The following is a 17,216-nucleotide window of genomic DNA, read 5'->3' as shown; positions in this document are numbered from 1 at the left end:
TATAGAGGATCGAAAACATCAGTTCCCCGTTCTGATTCGTTTATAAATTTTTATAGCAAGCATTAACACAATTACCAGCAGCAGCGTACCCACCAATCCCCAGACCAGACTCACCCCTTGTTTCACCACCACCAGCATCACAATGCCAATCAAAAATAAGGTGGCTACTTCATTCCACATGCGCAACTGCTGTGAAGTTAATGTAAACTTTCCTTTCAGCTGTTGTTTAAAGATGCGATGCGTATACAAATGGTATCCATACAGGAACAATACGAGTATCAACTTGAGAAGCAGCCAAAGGCCTTCTTTTTTTAATAAGACCCTGTCCCAGTCCCCCTTAATCAACACGGTCAGGCCAAACAGTAAGGTCAGTAAAGCAGAAGGCCAGGTGATGCCATACCACAATCTTTTCATCATGATGGCAAATTGATTTTGTAGTACTTGCTTCGCGCCCTCTTCCTTCTCATTCGCTTCCACATTGTAGATAAGCAGGCGCGGCATATAGAAAAGTCCCGCAAACCAGGTTACGACAAAGATGATGTGGATGGCTTTAAAGTAGAGATACGCGTTGGTCATTAATTGGCTTTAACAATGATTGTCGGCTGATGCGCCACCGCAAAGTTCAGAGAATTGGCGATAAAACAAAATTTGTTCGCTTCTTTGTGCAATTCCCTGGCTTTCTCCAAAAGCGCTCCGCTAGTGATGGTTACAACCGGGTTCAACGAGACTGAAGTGAACTTTCCCGCACCGTCCGCTGTTTCTTCCATCACTCCGGACGCCTGGTCTTCATAGCGGATCACGGTAATTCCATTTACTGCACAAAGGTGTAGATACCAAAGCATATGGCAGCTTGCAATGGAGGCTAAAAAGAGTTCTTCCGGGTTGTGCTTGCGCGGATTGCCCCGGAAAGCACTGTCAGAACTGGCTTCTATCTCAGGTTTGTTAGCAATACTGATGGTATGATCACGCTGGTAGGACTGGTAATTTTCAGTACCGGTCGGGCTCTGCCAGTTAAGCGTCAGCTGATAATGATGTTCTTTTGACATGTCTTAGAAATTAAAAAGCCGCAAGGGCGGCTTTCTCCGTGATAATTATTTAATCTAAAAGATATTCAATTTAAAAGTGTTCATCAAGATGATACTTCTTCTATTAGTTGTAGCAAAGCATCTACCCAAACCTCTTGCGTATTCATGCAGGGAATATACTCATACCTGATTCCTCCATTAGCCATAAAATCCTCTTTCCCCCGCTCTTCGATTTCTTCCAGTGTTTCCAGGCAATCGCTCACAAAAGACGGACAAACGACCTTTATTTTCTTTACGCCCTCTTTGGGGAGGTTGGGCAGTCGCTCCTGGGTACTGGGCAGCAACCAAGGGTCCCGTCCCAGGCGGCTCTGGTAGGCCTGCGCCCACTGTGTTTTTTTCAGCCCTAATTTTTTGGTCACCAGTTCGCTGGTAATGGTCACCTGGTGCCGATAACAGGTAGGATGTGAAGCGCTCGACTTAAAGCAACAGTTATCCACCTGCATGCAATGGCTTTTGGTGGGATCTGTCTTCAATACGTGCCTTTCCGGGATACCATGGTAACTGAACAATAACTGATCAAAGTCATCCTGTAAATAAGGCTTCATGCTTTCGGCCAACGCATTGATATAGGCGGGATGCTTATAAAACGGAGGCACGATCTTCAGCGAAAACGAGTAGCGATGCTTCTTGTGGATCTCTTTCATGTATTCCACCGCCGTCTCCCAGCTGCTCATGGCATAATGCGGGTAAAGTGGTACCAGGATTACTTCTTCCAGGTCCGGCACCTTTGCCAACAAATTGTCGTAGGCCGTTTTGGGATGCGGTTTTCGGTAGCGCATCGCTACTTCTATAGGCGTGTCCGTTTTTTCCTGTAACGCCTGCTGCAATCGTTCTGTCAGCACCACAAGCGGTGACCCTTCTTCCCACCAGATCGTTTTATAAGCTTCTGCAGATTTCGCTGCTCTGAACGGTGTGATAACACCTTTTACCAACAATAAGCGCAGCCAATAAGGCTTGTCAATCACTCTTTCATCCATCAAAAACTCATCAAGATATTCTTTTACGTCTGACCGGCTGGTGGAATCCGGAGACCCGAGATTCATCAGTATTATTCCTTTTTTGTTCATTGCGAGAGTCATATTTATTATATCCGCTTAGCGCTTCTGTCCTTCTCTTCTTTTATTTTTTCTCCATGCCAGCGATAGACTTATTACCGCTGTTGCATGACTGCAGAATCATCAGGAATTAAAGCCAAGGCAGGTCCGGAAAAATTTTCGCAAAGGTAGCAAAATATGCAGCGGGATGAGCAAAATTGATCTAACACAAATATTAAAAAGCGCTTCCCGCTTTTTATGCTACATGACAAAAAAATGACGTTAATAATGCCAGGCTTATATACATTTGCACGACTCACATGTCTGCCGAAGATTTTCATATTTCAAAACAAGTGCTCGATAGGTTTTGCGTTGCAGGAATCAACTATCATAAAGCTGATACCGCAACCCGTGGTTTGTTTTCCATCAACAGTGAGCAGTTTGCCAGGCTGGCCCTCGCTGCGAAAGCTGCCGATCTTAAGAGCGTTTTTGTAGTGTCTACCTGTAACCGTACAGAGATCTATGGTTTCGCTGAATCTGTTATGCAATTAGTCAACTTATTGCTGGATCAGTGTAAAGCCGACAGGAATACTTTTTTCGAGTATGCCTATCTTAAGAATGGTAATCCCGCGCTTCAACATCTTTTCAATGTAGCATCCGGCCTTGATTCCCAGATTTTAGGTGACTATGAAATCCTGGGGCAGATTAAGAAAGCTGTTGACCTGGCGAAGCTCAATGGCGTAATTGGCCCCGTGATGGATCGCACGCTCAACTTCGTGTTCCAGGCTTCTAAACGTATTAAGACAGAAACAGAGCTTAGCAATGGAACGGTATCCGTTTCCTTTGCCGCGATCGAGTTGCTTCAGGCCATTCCGGACCTGCATGCAAAAAAAATACTGGTGATCGGTGCCGGCAAATTTGGAGCTAACGTGTGCAAGAATCTGGTGACTTATTTTCCGGGTGTTACGCTTACGGTGATGAATCGTACGGATGATACGGCGTTGGCGCTGTCACGTTCCAACGGGATTCATTTTTCCGAATATAAAAACAAAGCTCAGGCGATCGCAGAGTCAGACGTAGTGATTGTATGTACCAATGCGAATGAGCCTACCGTGCTGCCTTCTCATTTTAATGAGACAGACGACAAGCTGATCCTTGATCTGTCTGTTCCGGTTAACGTCCACCCCGATGTAAAATCGATGGACGGTAAACTGGTAATAGATGTAGATGAGATCTCTACCACCATTTTAGACAAAACGCTGGCCAGACGCAGGGCTGAAGTGCCCAAGGCGGAAGCCATTATTGAATTTTATACGCAGGAGTTCTGGCAGTGGCTCAAAGACTACAGGTATGCCCTTCACCTGAAAACCTGGAAAAGTAAACTGCAGGAAATTGATAAGCTGCAGTTGCATCCTTGCGAATTTGCCAAAGATGCCAATCTGAGGCAGCAAACCGTAAAGGCACAAAAGGCGGTGAAGCAACTCGCCGTGAACCTGAAGACAAAAAATGACAAAGGTTGCCAGTTCATCAATTTGATTAATGATTACCTGCAAATGTCCTGATGCAAAATAATCCCATCCGAATAGGTACAAGAGAAAGCCAGTTGGCCGTATGGCAGGCAGATCTTGTAAAGCAGTTACTCGAAAAAAACGGTCATGCCGCAGAGTTGGTGTTTATCAAAAGCGAAGGTGATATGGACCTGGTAACCCCCCTTTATGCTATGGGGGTTCAGGGCGTATTCACCAGAAGTCTTGACGCAGCTTTATTAAACAACAGAATCGATATTGCGGTGCATAGTATGAAAGATGTACCGGTACAGCTGCCTCAAGGTATTGTGCAAGCCGCTGTGTTGAAGCGCGCCAGTCATAAAGATATTTTAGTGATTAGAGAGCAGATGACAGATGATAGTAAGAAGCTATTGAGGGAAAGCCTGTCAACCGTCAACGCTCAACCGTCAACTATCAGCATTGCTACCAGCAGCATCCGTCGTAGAGCACAATGGTTGAACCGCTATCCCGATTCTATAATCGAAAACCTGCGCGGAAATGTAAATACGCGCTTAAAGAAGGTGGCCGAAAGTAACTGGCACGGAGCCATATTTGCCGCTGCAGGATTGGAACGGATCCACTTGCGGCCTGAGAATAGTGTGGATTTAGATTGGATGTTGCCCGCCCCGGCTCAGGGCGCGATTATGGTAGTGGCAAAAGAACAAGATCAGGCTGTTTTAGAGGCCTGTGCGCTGCTCGATGATGCTTCGACAGCAGCTTGTGTAAAAGTGGAAAGAGATTTCCTGAGTGCCTTGATGGGCGGGTGTTCTACGCCGATCAGCGGATTAGCACAGGTAAATGGCGACGAGATCTTGTTCAAAGGCAATATTGTTTCACCGGACGGAAAGGAGAAAATTGAAGTAGAACAAAGTTTTTCTTTTAATGATTTGGAAGAAGCCGGGACTATCGCCGGACAATATATCCTGGATCAGGGAGGAAAGGAACTCGTAGCTGCATTTAAGAATGCAAAATAAATTTACAGACATATTAAGTACAAAGGTTCTGGAGCCAGCTGTTATTGCGAAAGCTCAGGCTCATTTTATCCATCTTAGCTGTTTACCTTTTATTGAGTCAGTTCCGGTTGTAAATGATGGTCTGACAAAACGGGTTCTGGATCTGGCAACTCGACCTGCCCATATTATTTTCACCAGTTCCAAGGCTGTATCCGTCGTGGCTTCTCTGTTACAACAGCAACCGCGGTGGACTATTTACTGTTTGTTCGGTGCTACCAAACAACGTGTTCAAAAGTATTTTCCGGGATCTGTTATTCATGCGACCGCGCAGGACAGTGCGGCGCTGGCAGAGCAGATCCTGAAAGAGGGATTGCAAGAGGCGCATTTTTTTTGTGGCAATAAAAGAATGGACACGATTCCTGAAAAGTTGGCCAACACAGGTCTCGTGCTGCATCAGTACACAGTGTATAATACCATTGCAACGCCACACAAAGTAACACGGGAATATGACGGTGTACTGTTTTTTAGTCCGAGCGCAGTGGAGAGTTTTTTTTCTTTAAATGAAATGCATGAGGAAACCAGGTGTTTTGCAGTGGGCCATACTACTGCAAAATCATTGGAGCCTTATTCTGATAATATTATGGTTGCCGATAGCGCCAGTGGAGAGGCAATGCTGAATAAGGTCATCAAAAGCACAAAAGCTTTATGACCCAAAAGAACAATTACATGAAACGAGATACTACTATAAAAAATGATTTGATCATCCGCACGTTACTCGGTGAAAAGACGGAGCGCACTCCGGTATGGATGATGCGGCAGGCCGGCCGATATCTGCCGGAATACATTAAGCTTCGCGAAAAGTATTCTTTCTTTGAAAGATGTCAAAATCCGGAGCTGGCTTGCGAGATCACCCTGCAGCCTGTGGATATTGTTGGTGTTGATGCAGCTATTCTTTTCTCAGACATTCTCGTAGTGCCTCAGGCGATGGGTATGGAAGTACAGCTTATTGAGAAAGTAGGGCCGCTGTTGCCGGAACCTATCAAAACGCGGGAGGACATCAACCGCATCCAGGTGCCTGATGTACAGGACTCGTTACATTACGTGTTCGATGCGATCCGCTTAATCAAGCAGGAATTAAACGGTCAGGTTCCACTAATTGGCTTTGCCGGCGCTCCCTGGACATTGCTGTGCTACATGGTGCAAGGCAAAGGCAGCAAAACCTTTGACGAAGCAAAAGGCTTTTGTTATCAAAACCCTGAACTGGCGCATACTTTATTGCAAATGATCACAGACACTACAATCGCCTATTTAAAAGGACAGATTGCTGCAGGTGCAGACATGGTGCAGGTTTTCGACAGTTGGGGCGGGCTATTAAGTAAAAAGGATTTTGAGACTTTTTCCTTACAATACATCAGGCAGATCGTAGCTGCCATTAAAGAAGAAGCTCCGACAATTGTGTTCGCAAAAGGAGCGTGGAGCTCGTTGGGTGAAATGGCTGCGACCGGCGCGCATGGCCTGGGCATCGATTGGTGTATCGAACCTGAAATGGCCAGACAACTAGCTGGCGATGCTGTTACGTTACAGGGAAATTTTGATCCGGCTAAATTGTTATCGCCTGTTTCTGTGATCCGGAAAGAAGTGAAGGAAATGCTTACAGCCTTTGGACCCGGCAGGCATATCGCCAACCTGGGACACGGTATTTTGCCCAATGTTCCGGTCGATCACGCAAAAGCTTTTGTGGAGACGGTGAAAGAGGCCTTTTAATAAGGGGTTTAATGACAGTTGAATGGTGGTTGAATAACAGTTTTATCCTGATCGACTATTCAACTGTATTCAACGACAATTCATCCACATTCAACATACTTCCAACGACCGTTCAACATGTTCCAACAATGATGCAACAAGATACTTCCATACGTGACCGCTGGGTTGCTTTCATCCACCAATTGCAGGACGAAATTTGTGCCGGATTGGAGCAGGAGGATGGCAAAGCAAAGTTTATTGAAGATAAGTGGGAACGCGAAGGCGGTGGCGGTGGAAAAACGCGGGTAATCGCCAATGGTGCTGTTTTTGAAAAAGGCGGTGTCAATACTTCGGTGGTGCACGGGGAGGTAACTGATACCATGCGGAAAGCACTTGGCATCAATGGCGATCGATGGTTCGCGGCGGGGTTAAGTCTGGTGATACACCCCTTCAATCCGTTTGTGCCCACGGTGCATTGTAACTACCGGATGTTTGAGTTGTACGATACCGAAGGGAACACCATCGATCGTTGGTTTGGCGGTGGCACAGACCTGACGCCGTACTATCTTTTCGATGAAGATGCGGTTCACTTTCATCAAACGTATAAAAATGTGTGTGATGACTTCGACCAGTCGTTTTATCCTCAATTCAAAAAGATCTGCGACGATTACTTTGTGAATACACACCGTAATCAGGAGCGCCGTGGCATAGGTGGTATCTTTTATGATCATCAAAAACCGGACACTCATAAAAATGTCGACTTCTGGATCAATTTTGGCAAGGCCTGTGGTACCGCATTCCTCCCGGCTTATCTTCCGATTGTTGCCCGGAGAAAAAGCATGGCCTTTGAAGGGCAACACAAGTACTGGCAAGAGATTCGAAGAGGGCGGTATGTGGAGTTCAACCTGGTTCACGACAGAGGTACTATTTTTGGTCTGAAAACGAATGGGCGGACGGAAAGTATTTTAATGAGTTTGCCGCCAACAGTAAGGTTCGATTACAATTATCAGCCGGATCCGGGAAGCCCGGAAGATCGGTTGGTGCAGGTTTGTTTGAAGCCGCGGGATTGGGTGACAAGCAATGTCTGATGTTGAATTTACGATGTCGGATTTGTGACAAGGTCTCGATGCAGATTTTTATATTATGATATTTGATAATTCGATTATATTCATTAGTAAAATATTATCTATATGGATAGAAAGGAATTACAAAGAAGGACAAGGAAATTTCATGTTGATGTGATCCACATCTGTGAGTATTTCCCAAAAAACGCAGCTGGGTTCGAAACCGCGAAGCAATTAATAAGGTCGGCGGGTTCTGTTGGGGCCAATTATCGGGCAACCGTAAGAGCAAAGTCTCCGGCAGATTTTTTATACAAAATAGCGATTGTTCTGGAAGAAGCGGATGAAAGCCATTATTGGCTTGAAGTAATTAAAGAAGCAGGTTTACATAAGAGCGATGAGCTGGATAGATTAATTAAGGAAGCGAACGAATTGACGGCGATTTTCGCAGCAACGGATAAAACAAATAAGTTGAAGATCAGAAACAGAGTTGATGGAGATGATAGTGAGTCAGATCAAAAGAAATCCTGAATCAAACATCATACATCAGAAATCCAACAGTATGTATTTAAACAGAAGAAACAGAATAACCCGTAAGTCAGCAGCAGCAAGAGCGTTAGTGGCTGAAACGATATTGACGCCTAATGATTTTATTGTTCCTTTGTTTATCGATGAAGGAGAAAATAATAAAACAGAAATAGCATCCATGCCCGGCTATTACCGTAATAGCCTGGATATAACGGTCAAAGAAGTTAAAGAGCTTTGGTCGATGGGTTTGAAAAGTGTGTTGCTTTTTGTAAAAGCAAAGGACGAAGTGAAAGACAATACCGGGAAGGAAGCATGGAATCCGGATGGGCTGATGCAGCGTGCCGTTAAAGAAATAAAAAATGCGGTTCCGGATATGCTGGTGATGACAGACGTAGCATTGGACCCTTATTCCATCTACGGACACGATGGAATTGTCAACGTTGAAAAGGGAACGATATTAAATGATGAAACAGTTGAAGCATTGACCCTGATGAGTCTTTCGCATGCGGAAGCCGGAGCAGATTTCATCGCGCCCAGTGATATGATGGATGGACGGATTGGCGCCTTCAGGAAGGCTTTGGAAGAGAATGGTTATCATGATGTCGGCATCATGAGTTACAGTGCCAAGTATGCCAGTTGCTTTTACGGGCCTTTCAGAGATGCGTTAGACAGCGCACCCGGCTTTGGCGATAAAAAGACTTACCAGATGAATTACGCCAACCGCATAGAAGCCATCAATGAAACCTTGCAGGATGTGAAACAAGGGGCTGATATTGTAATGGTGAAACCCGCGATGGCCTACCTTGATATCATTCGTGAAATAAAAAACACCGTGACGGTTCCTGTATCAGCGTATCATGTAAGCGGTGAGTATGCGATGATCAAAGCTGCTGCTGAAAAAGGCTGGCTGGATGAGAACAAGGCGGTGTTAGAAAGTCTTACTTCCATCAAGAGAGCGGGGGCAGACCTGATAGCGACTTATTTTGCGAGGCAGGCAGTTGAATTGATAGGTGGATAGGTTAAATGTTGACAATCTTACAAGCACTTCGAATCAGAAATCAAAAATCAGACATCACAAATCAAACATCCTAAATCAGACATATTACTATGCCTCGTGTTCGCGTTCCTCTTGATAAGTCTAAAGCCATAAAACGATTTGTGCTGTTTGTGGTATTAATTATTGTGTTCACGGGTATGGCCATCCGGCCGGACTTATTTATAAAAGGCAATAACTATGGATTCATCAAAGTGATGGGCTATATTGGCACGTTGATATTTATTTTTTGCGCAGCTTTTGTATCGCAAAAAGTGTTTACCAAAAAGCCGGGACTGATGATCGATGAGGAGGGCATTACCGATAATTCCATGAACGTTGCTTTTCAAAAAGTCTTATGGAAAGAGGTAGCCGATATCAGGCACATCAAAATATCCGGCGACGACTTTATTACTGTTTTTATCAAACAACCAGAGGCATTCATCGCCAGCGAACCCAATACGGTAAAGAGAAAAATGCTGGAGCTGAATTACGCCTCATTAAAAACACCCGTGAATATTGCTGCAAGCCGGTTAAAAGCGGATTTTAATGAGCTGATGGCTATTGTTAAAGGGGAGTTTGAAAAGCGGCGTTAATGGTTGAGTAAATGATGCATTGCGGTACAAGCGGGCCTGACCGAAATATTCATTTAGGTTGTAAGACAGATGATAGTAATAATCGCACTGATGAAATAAAAGAAGAAATAATTATGTATAGTTACGAATCGAGCAAAGCATTATTTGAAAGAGCACAACAATCCATTCCTGGCGGTGTCAACTCGCCCGTGCGCGCGTTTAAGAGTGTGGGTGGAACACCCTTGTTTATTAAAAAAGCCAAAGGTGCTTATTTGTACGACGAGGATGATAATCAATACATAGACTATATCGCCTCATGGGGGCCAATGATATTGGGCCATGCCTACGGGCCTGTGGTAAAAGCGATCTGCGATCGTGCGCAGGATTCAACGTCCTTCGGTGCTCCGACCGAACTCGAAATCGAGATGGCCGAATTGATTAAATCGATGGTGCCGAATGTCGATTTGATCCGGATGGTAAGCAGCGGTACAGAAGCTTGTATGAGCGCACTGCGTTTGGCCCGCGGCTACACGGGGAGGAATAAGTTCATCAAATTTGAAGGCTGCTATCATGGTCATGCCGATGCATTTTTAGTAAAGGCCGGTAGTGGCGTGGCTACTTTCAATATTCAAACTGTTCCGGGAGTGACGGCGGCCATTGCCAACGATACACTTACCTGTGCTTATAACGATCTGGATGCGGTGAAGCAATTAGTGAGCGAAAATAAGGATGAAGTAGCAGCGATTATTGTAGAGCCGGTAGCCGGTAATATGGGCTGCATCGTTCCTCAATCGGGCTTCTTAGAAGGACTGAGAACGATTTGTGATGAAGAAAAAATTGTGTTGATATTTGATGAAGTGATGACAGGCTTCCGTTTGGCATTAGGCGGTGCACAGGAGAAGCTCGGTGTAGCCGCTGATCTTGTTACTTACGGAAAAGTGATTGGCGCCGGTATGCCGGTCGGTGCTTTTGGTGGTAAAAGAGAGATCATGGAATGTATAGCGCCGCTGGGAAATGTATACCAGGCGGGCACTTTGAGCGGTAACCCGATTGCAATGATCGCCGGTTATACATTGTTAAAAGAGTTGAAAGAGCATCCTTCATTGTTAAAAGAGCTGGACGATAAAACGCAATATCTGAAACTGGGCCTGGAAAAAGTGTTGAAGGAATGGGGGCAACCTCATGTCATCAATCATTTAGGAAGTATGATCAGTCTTCATTTCGGAACACAGCCTGTTACTGATTTTGCCAGCGCTGCGGCTTGCGATATCGACAAGTTTAAAACCTTTTTCCACGCGATGCTGAAGCGGGGCGTTTATCTGCCACCCTCTGCTTATGAAAGCTGGTTCCTTAATAATGCCTTAACTTATCAAGATCTGGATAACACGATAAAAGCGGTGATAGAAAGTTTGGAAGAGATCTGATATGGGAAGTATTAGTGATATAATAGAAATTCCAATTAAAATGAATAGTCCAAATGAGATTATTCAAGTATTTCAAGGGGACTTTCGTATACGAAATAAAGATGAGGAATTTAAGCTTCATGGCGAGGTGTTTTTTAGCTGGGCCCATACCTCAGGTGTGAAGTTTAAGGCTGCTCTTGTTGAAAAGAGCAACTCTAAACTTATTTCATCAATACAAAATATATTTTCTACGAATGAATTATTCCCCCTTTATATAAACGAAGATTTGGTTGGATATGGGCGTCTAACCAATTTTGTTTTTAGTAATACCACCGATGCGAAAATTAATATAAAGGGTGAAATTGATGATGATTTCCTTTTAGGCGATCGGTCGATTTCTGTTGAAAAAGTAATCTTTTGTTTACCAAATGTTAAGTGGTTTTATGGTGACCTGGTTAAAAAGGAAACGCAGGGAAGTGTTCGATCTGCAAGAAATCGCCTGATATTAAAAACGGAAGCGCATAAAATTCATATTGATTTTCAGTTTGACCACAAAAACAAATTGGAAATGCTTCATGAAAATGGGGGATATATATTTCTGGCTGCTGGTGAATTGATTCCGGAAAAAGGCAGGGTTAGTTTTGGAGAAACAAAACGAATATTGAGAATCTTGAGCGATTATCTTTCATTTGTAAACGGAAGAAGGGTAGCAACAATGTTTCCTCATGGAATTTCTGGGAAAAAACAAGTATGGGTTAATTATTCCGAGCAAAATATTGATTCTTTTCAAATCAAATTTTCTTGGTCCAATTCAAAATCAGTTTTAGGGCTTAATAATTTATGGAATAATTTCCTTGCCTTTTACTTAAACGAAAATGATGAAGATTTTTTGTCAACGGCTATTCATTGGTATCTAGAAGCAAATAATAACTCTGGTTTTGCCGAAGGGGCTTTGATATTGGCACAGACAAATCTTGAGTTGATTTATAATTGGTTAATTGTAGAGATGAACAAAGCTATTATAGGTGAAGATAGCAAAAAAATATCGGCATCGAATAAGATAAGTCTTTTGTTGTCTGCAATAAAATGTGAAGCTCAAATTCCTAAAGAGCTTAACGCATTAGAGGAATATCGTAGAGACAATAAATTTAATGATGGTCCAGAAGCGATAGTGCAGATTAGAAACGCTATTGTTCATTCTCAACTTGACAAGAGAAAAAAACTAACTAAGGTTGAAGCTATAACGCGTGTAGAGGCGCTTAAATTAAGTATATGGTATATCGAATTTGCCTTGTTGTTTATTTTTAAGTATGAGGGAACTTATTTTAATCGATGTAAAAAGAAGATTGAGCAGTTTTCAAAGTAGTCAGTTTTAGATTTCTCTTCGCCCCTTCAACACCTCCCTGATGCCTTCCAGCCCTTCTACAAACTGGTTCATTTGCGCAATGATTTGGGCAAAGCGATCCTGGTCGCCCAGGCCTTGCAATATCCGGTATTTTTTGAATTCGGTTTTGATATCCTTCCATCGTTCGGCCTCTTCGGGGGTAAGCAGGTGCATCAGTTCTTTCAGCTTCAGCAAATTTGCTTCGGCGTCTTTAGTAAGCGTTTGCGATTCATTTTTATAATGGTTCAGCACCAACTGCGTCACTTCCTCCGCATTCATAATAGGCACGATAGCAGCCAGTATCTTGTTCATATTACGATAGGAGCCCTGCAGCTTGAACGGAGGCTCTTCGCGGAATGCGTCCATAATACCGGCCGAATGAGTGTACGCACTGTTTACCTGAAGTACGGTATCGCGTGCTTGCAGGGCGTGCCGCACCACTTTGATAAAGTCCTGTATTTCCGATGCGGAGAAATTGCCCTCCAGATTAGGCAGATTGCTTTCGGGATCCTTTAGGTAACCTACCAGCTTGTGGAGATTTTTAGTGCCGCTTTGTGAAAGTTGCCGGAAGTAAGTGTTCGACATGAGCGCATTCTCCAGCATGCTCATCTCAAAGTGCTCTTGGTTCACAGACGTCATGTCCCCCAGGTTGTAAATGTCAGCCCGGTTGGTCAGCATGTCGGGAATTTTAAACACATCGCCCGATTCCGTGTACGGGTTGCCCGCCATTACCAGCGCGAAACGTTTGCCGCGCAGATCATAGGTTTTAGAAATCCCATTGAATACGCCGTCCATGCGCCGTTGACCATCTGCCAGCGAAATGAATTTTTGCAGGAATTCTGGATGGCAGTGTTGAATGTCATCGATGTACAGCATAACATTGTCGCCCATTTCCAAAGCAAGGTTCAGCTTTTTTAGTTCGCTTGCGGCCGCTGCGTCTTTCGCTTCATCGGGATCCACAGAAGTGATGCTGTGTCCCAGCGAAGGTCCGTTGATCTTGATAAACACCAACCCCAGGCGGTCCGCTATATATTCCATCAACGTCGTTTTTCCGTAACCGGGCGGCGATACTAACAGCAGCAAGCCGCTACGATCGCTGCGTTTAGCATCTCCCGCTTCACCAATCTGTTTAGCAAAATTGGCGCCTACTAACGGAAAGTACACCTGGTTGATCAGCTGGTTTCTGACAAAAGAAGTCAGCACCTTTGTTTTGAAATTATCCAGCTTCAGCGCCTGGTTCTTTTCTGCGATCAATAGTTTTTTCAGTTGTTGCAATCTTCTGAATTTCGGCGCTACATATTCATCATAGTGTTTGAGGATGCGCGTTAATTCGTAGTGATTTAATAAGTATGGTCTGCTGTCTTCAGATGGGATGGATTGTATCCCGTTAACGGATACTTCTTGATAATGCTCTTCAACAGTAAGTCTTGTGTTATCTTCGACAATAAGCAAAGCAGTGAGTTCGGTAGCCAGGTCGGGAGCGAGCAGTACCTTTTCTTTTTCAGAAAAGCGGTGTAGCCAGCTTTCCACCAATGCCCAAAGCATGGCGGGCCGGTCTCTCAACTCGTCAAGGTACTCCTCATATTTTTTATCGATCAGTTCGGATTTCAAATGGTTTTTGAAGGCGCTGAAGATTTCATGATTTTTACGGGCTACCGGAACGCTATCGGCAGGGTTAGTGTATAGAAAAGCTGCCGCAGCGTCAGTATCCGCGGCATTTCCGGGGAACTCGGACAGGAGAAAATCTTTTATATTCTGAGAAGCCTCATGGATGAAGGCCTGTATTTCCTTTTCCTGTTGATAATGATCTTTCAGAAATTTTACTGCCGCGATTTTTGTTTGCATCCTTCTTTTCTCATCAGGGGCTAAGTAATGCCAGAAAATTGCTGCGACGGCGCGCTCTTCGGGTAAAAACCGTAAGCCACCTAATCCGTTTAATAGTTGCAGCCAGCTATAAGCTATAAGCAATGCATCCTTGTCGTGGACTCCTTTTACGTACCCTTCCGAAGGGTGAGAGGTGAGATAATCCGTTACTTGTTGTTGCAAGTCTTTTTCAGATACGGCCGTAGGCGCGGTAAGCTGCTGGAGGATACGCCAGGCAAGGTATTCCGCTTTTCGCAGTAACTTGTTTTCCGAAATGTATTCCTGGTCAAACACTTCCTGCAAGCCGGACAATTCGGGGTGATCGACCGGTTCGAAATAGGAAGTTCCGGTGATGTGATAGTAATACGCTCCCTCACGATTGGCTAGTGTGAGCGCGACATTTTGCGACTGTATCGCAAAGCGATGCTTGCCCATCGATAAGATCTGGGCACCATCTACATACAATTCCTTTTTATCCTGAAGGTTGCGAATCGCCTCCTGTTGAACCACCAATAATTGCTGTTCGATCTCTTCCGATTTGGCGGCGTCTTCCATCTGCATAAGGTCCCGCGCGATCTGGCGCGCGCGATCCACCATCAAGTCTGAAGAGAAGAAAGCATTGATCTCGGCTTCCGACTGAAAATTGGCAGCTTTGTTTTTTATGCCTGATACGATGCGTTCTGCCGCCTGAAGCAACTGTCCGCTTCTTTTGTTTTTCTGTTCCAGCAGTTGCACCTTGCGTGCTTCGAAACTATCGTACAAGGTTTGCCTTTTTTCGGATGTCTTCGCCTGCACTTCATCCCATTCAGCGAAACGCATTTCAATCTCTTCCAGTTGTATCGTGAGCCTCGACAGGTATTCATCCGCCTTTTCCGTGGTATCGGCCATGTCCAGGAAGTTGATGATCGATTGATCCAGCAGGGTCATCTGTGCGTTGAATTCCGCTTCAGATTCCTTCTTGTTCAACTCGTTGCGTTTATGGTTCAACTGGCTTCTTAGCTGATTCAACCGGGAAAAAAGCTGAGAGATATTTTCGATAATCTTCGTCGTGTGAGAAGCGTCTTCAATTTTCAACTGGTTCACGATCTCGATCAGCATTTCTAATGCAGTACTGATTTCGCCGCTCCTTTGTTCGAGTTCTTTGACCTCTACTACCTTCGATGCTTCCGGCAGCGCTTGTTGTAGCGCTTCTATCTGCTCTTTGTAGGGCAGCAAGGCGTCTTCGCGCAAGAGAAATTCCACGCAATCCCTGGACAATTCCTCTGACTTTTCGGTTAACAGGGCCTCATGATTTTCAATCACAGGCACATCGGTGTAAGCAATTTTTTTCAGCCCGATCAGTTCACCCTTCAGGATCCGCAACATACTGAGCAGCTGGACATAATCCTGGAGTGTTTCCTTTTTTTTGGTCCGGACATCAAACAACAACTTATCGACCTTCTCCGCGGCCTCCTGCATCAATTGCCGGGCCTGGGCCCGCATCTTCACCACTTTCTTAAACTCTTCAATCGCATTGGCCGAGATCTGCCGGATTTCTGTTAAGGTATTTGCAAACTGGTAATGCGTAGGATCCTGTATCCAGAAGTAGGAGTCATAGATCTCACGGCTCTTTTGGAAGATATCATCATATAGCCCTTCATAATTATCAGGTTGATCCAGCAAGACCAATAGCTCCCGGATCTCTGCCATGCCCTGCACGATCGGCTTATTACCGATCTTATACAAGTGATGCTGGCTTAAAGCCTCATTTAATGTTAACTCTTTAGAGAAGGGCGTTTTCCAGGTTTGAACCAGGTGATGACGCGTTGGCTCTTTTTCAGCAATAAAATACGCCAGCGTACCATTTTGAAAAAGTGTAAAGCCATTGCAGTAGATCGGTGTAATCACCTTTTGTTCGATGACGTTATAAGAAAGCAATACATAATCATTGCTGCTTTCTTCAAAGAATACATACAAAAAATCTTCGCCGTTGGGCGCGTCCATGCGGGAAAGGAAGCGCAGGTTTTCAAGCGCCCGGTCAAATATCTTATGTTCTCCGTTTTGCAAATAATAACCGTTGGAAAGCAGTAAGCCCTGCTCTTCGGGTAGCAGCAAACCCGCGTCTGCCAGCGTGTCCACGCGGGTAACGGATTTCAGGCGGTCGTTAAAAATAAAGAACCGCTCGGTTTCCATGTACGGTTTAATGCGCAGCAGGATGATATTGCCAAGGTCTGCAAAATAGATCTCGCCATCATCCAGCGTCTGGTCTTTCTGCTCCACGTCTTCATGGTAAATACCCTTTCCGGATTCCGTGTTGTCCTCGATCTTTATAGACAGGTCTCCATGAATCGTTTCTACAAACACCCGGTCTAAAATAGATACATGTGGATTCTTTCCCGTCCGCTGCATATCCCTCGTGGCCTTCGTCCATTCAAACTCATGTTGAAGGGGATATTTCACTTCCGAACCGCTCCTCGCGTCCATGAACCGGAGACGCTCGTCTTCGATCAGCCATTTAAAGGCTTTTATATCCTGCACATTCTGGCTTTGCTGAAAGACCATGTACAGAAAATTGTCTTTTACATGAAAACGCGAAAAGGATGCGTTACGAAAATATTTATACAGGTTTTTGAACTCTGTCAGGAAAGCATCATCCTGCAATAAAGTAAGATCCCGGGCCACAAACTCATTGCCGTCAAATTGATAGATGCTGAAGACATCGGCAATGTCAATATCCTGCTTCAGACCAAATTGCACATTGTAACCAAAGATGCAATTATTGCCCAATGCGATGATGTCTTTTGCAATACAATTATTGGCCGTATTGATCCGCAGGTTGGCCAGCAGTTCAAAGCTGGTGGCGCCAAATACCTCTTTGCGGTCCTCGTTCAGCCGCGCCATATCTTCCAGCAGTTTATTTTTCTGAGTCTGTAAACGCTGCAGGATCACTTCGTAAGCGCCTGAGTCCATTTGTATATGAGTAGTAGTTGTTGCCATGATTTACTGCATTCTACATGCGAAAAATAGA

Annotated in this window: 14 protein-coding genes; 10 read left to right on the top strand and 4 right to left on the bottom strand. The window is 44.6% G+C overall.

All coding sequences use genetic code 11. The features are described from left to right. Positions 1 to 18 precede the first annotated feature (18 nt). The 3 genes from ACU37H_RS07685 to hemH all read right to left on the bottom strand — a co-directional run bounded on the left by ACU37H_RS07685 (position 19) and on the right by hemH (position 2,152). On the bottom strand, positions 19 to 576 hold the full coding sequence (locus tag ACU37H_RS07685; RefSeq protein WP_472702112.1) for a CopD family protein: 558 nt from the start codon (positions 574 to 576) through the stop codon (positions 19 to 21). Next, positions 576 to 1,046: an OsmC family protein gene (locus ACU37H_RS07680; RefSeq protein WP_472702113.1), complete on the bottom strand. Its 471-nt coding sequence runs from the start codon at positions 1,044 to 1,046 to the stop codon at positions 576 to 578. Before ACU37H_RS07680 ends, ACU37H_RS07685 begins: the two co-directional genes overlap by 1 nt. An 83-nt stretch (positions 1,047 to 1,129) precedes the next feature. Continuing rightward, complete coding sequence (gene hemH / locus ACU37H_RS07675) at positions 1,130 to 2,152, bottom strand: ferrochelatase (RefSeq protein ID WP_472702114.1); 1,023 nt, start codon at positions 2,150 to 2,152, stop codon at positions 1,130 to 1,132. 287 nt (positions 2,153 to 2,439) lie between these two features. Here hemH and hemA point away from each other — a divergent pair, with 287 nt between their 5' ends. The 10 genes from hemA to ACU37H_RS07625 all read left to right on the top strand — a co-directional run bounded on the left by hemA (position 2,440) and on the right by ACU37H_RS07625 (position 12,328). After that, positions 2,440 to 3,681 carry a glutamyl-tRNA reductase gene (gene hemA, locus ACU37H_RS07670; RefSeq protein ID WP_472702115.1) on the top strand — a complete coding sequence of 414 codons (1,242 nt, stop codon included), beginning with the start codon at positions 2,440 to 2,442 and terminating at the stop codon, positions 3,679 to 3,681. Continuing rightward, positions 3,681 to 4,640: a hydroxymethylbilane synthase gene (gene hemC / locus ACU37H_RS07665; protein WP_472702116.1), complete on the top strand. Its 960-nt coding sequence runs from the start codon at positions 3,681 to 3,683 to the stop codon at positions 4,638 to 4,640. The genes hemA and hemC overlap by 1 nt, the downstream gene beginning before the upstream one ends. Next, the gene (locus ACU37H_RS07660; RefSeq protein WP_472702117.1) at positions 4,630 to 5,328 is read left to right on the top strand and encodes a uroporphyrinogen-III synthase; all 699 of its coding nucleotides are present in this window, start codon (positions 4,630 to 4,632) and stop codon (positions 5,326 to 5,328) included. The genes hemC and ACU37H_RS07660 overlap by 11 nt, the downstream gene beginning before the upstream one ends. A gap of 17 nt (positions 5,329 to 5,345) precedes the next feature. After that, complete coding sequence (gene hemE / locus ACU37H_RS07655; protein ID WP_472702118.1) at positions 5,346 to 6,383, top strand: uroporphyrinogen decarboxylase; 1,038 nt, start codon at positions 5,346 to 5,348, stop codon at positions 6,381 to 6,383. 11 nt (positions 6,384 to 6,394) lie between these two features. Next, entirely contained in the window at positions 6,395 to 7,450 is a 1,056-nt protein-coding gene (gene hemF / locus ACU37H_RS07650) for an oxygen-dependent coproporphyrinogen oxidase (protein WP_472702119.1), read from the top strand. Between the two features lie 102 nt (positions 7,451 to 7,552). Next, the gene (locus ACU37H_RS07645) at positions 7,553 to 7,954 is read left to right on the top strand and encodes a four helix bundle protein (protein WP_472702120.1); all 402 of its coding nucleotides are present in this window, start codon (positions 7,553 to 7,555) and stop codon (positions 7,952 to 7,954) included. Positions 7,955 to 7,985: 31 nt separating this feature from the next. Then, positions 7,986 to 8,969, top strand: a complete 984-nt coding sequence (gene hemB / locus ACU37H_RS07640) for a porphobilinogen synthase (protein WP_472702121.1) — start codon at positions 7,986 to 7,988, stop codon at positions 8,967 to 8,969. An 89-nt stretch (positions 8,970 to 9,058) separates the two neighbouring features. Further along, positions 9,059 to 9,580: an STM3941 family protein gene (locus tag ACU37H_RS07635; RefSeq protein WP_472702122.1), complete on the top strand. Its 522-nt coding sequence runs from the start codon at positions 9,059 to 9,061 to the stop codon at positions 9,578 to 9,580. A 113-nt stretch (positions 9,581 to 9,693) separates the two neighbouring features. After that, entirely contained in the window at positions 9,694 to 10,983 is a 1,290-nt protein-coding gene (gene hemL / locus ACU37H_RS07630; RefSeq protein ID WP_472702123.1) for a glutamate-1-semialdehyde 2,1-aminomutase, read from the top strand. A 1-nt stretch (position 10,984) separates the two neighbouring features. Next, positions 10,985 to 12,328 carry a YopA family protein gene (locus ACU37H_RS07625; RefSeq protein WP_472702124.1) on the top strand — a complete coding sequence of 448 codons (1,344 nt, stop codon included), beginning with the start codon at positions 10,985 to 10,987 and terminating at the stop codon, positions 12,326 to 12,328. A gap of 6 nt (positions 12,329 to 12,334) precedes the next feature. Here the strand turns inward: ACU37H_RS07625 and ACU37H_RS07620 are convergent, their stop codons facing one another. Continuing rightward, positions 12,335 to 17,185 carry a DNA repair ATPase gene (locus ACU37H_RS07620; RefSeq protein WP_472702125.1) on the bottom strand — a complete coding sequence of 1,617 codons (4,851 nt, stop codon included), beginning with the start codon at positions 17,183 to 17,185 and terminating at the stop codon, positions 12,335 to 12,337. Positions 17,186 to 17,216: the final 31 nt, after the last annotated feature.

The organism is Niabella sp. ZPM-14, from assembly GCF_055693045.2.
Note: the sequence above shows the minus strand (reverse complement) of the source record. Positions and strands in the feature narration are given on the sequence as shown.

Coding starts and splice junctions, on each gene's coding strand:
- ACU37H_RS07660 (WP_472702117.1), top strand. CDS start 4,630: ATGCAAAATAAATTTACAGACATATTAAGTACAAAGGTTCTGGAGCCA.
- hemH (WP_472702114.1), bottom strand. CDS start 2,152: ATGAACAAAAAAGGAATAATACTGATGAATCTCGGGTCTCCGGATTCC.
- hemE (WP_472702118.1), top strand. CDS start 5,346: ATGAAACGAGATACTACTATAAAAAATGATTTGATCATCCGCACGTTA.
- ACU37H_RS07680 (WP_472702113.1), bottom strand. CDS start 1,046: ATGTCAAAAGAACATCATTATCAGCTGACGCTTAACTGGCAGAGCCCG.
- hemB (WP_472702121.1), top strand. CDS start 7,986: ATGTATTTAAACAGAAGAAACAGAATAACCCGTAAGTCAGCAGCAGCA.
- hemL (WP_472702123.1), top strand. CDS start 9,694: ATGTATAGTTACGAATCGAGCAAAGCATTATTTGAAAGAGCACAACAA.
- hemC (WP_472702116.1), top strand. CDS start 3,681: ATGCAAAATAATCCCATCCGAATAGGTACAAGAGAAAGCCAGTTGGCC.
- hemF (WP_472702119.1), top strand. CDS start 6,395: ATGACAGTTGAATGGTGGTTGAATAACAGTTTTATCCTGATCGACTAT.
- ACU37H_RS07685 (WP_472702112.1), bottom strand. CDS start 576: ATGACCAACGCGTATCTCTACTTTAAAGCCATCCACATCATCTTTGTC.
- ACU37H_RS07625 (WP_472702124.1), top strand. CDS start 10,985: ATGGGAAGTATTAGTGATATAATAGAAATTCCAATTAAAATGAATAGT.
- ACU37H_RS07620 (WP_472702125.1), bottom strand. CDS start 17,185: ATGGCAACAACTACTACTCATATACAAATGGACTCAGGCGCTTACGAA.
- ACU37H_RS07645 (WP_472702120.1), top strand. CDS start 7,553: ATGGATAGAAAGGAATTACAAAGAAGGACAAGGAAATTTCATGTTGAT.
- hemA (WP_472702115.1), top strand. CDS start 2,440: ATGTCTGCCGAAGATTTTCATATTTCAAAACAAGTGCTCGATAGGTTT.
- ACU37H_RS07635 (WP_472702122.1), top strand. CDS start 9,059: ATGCCTCGTGTTCGCGTTCCTCTTGATAAGTCTAAAGCCATAAAACGA.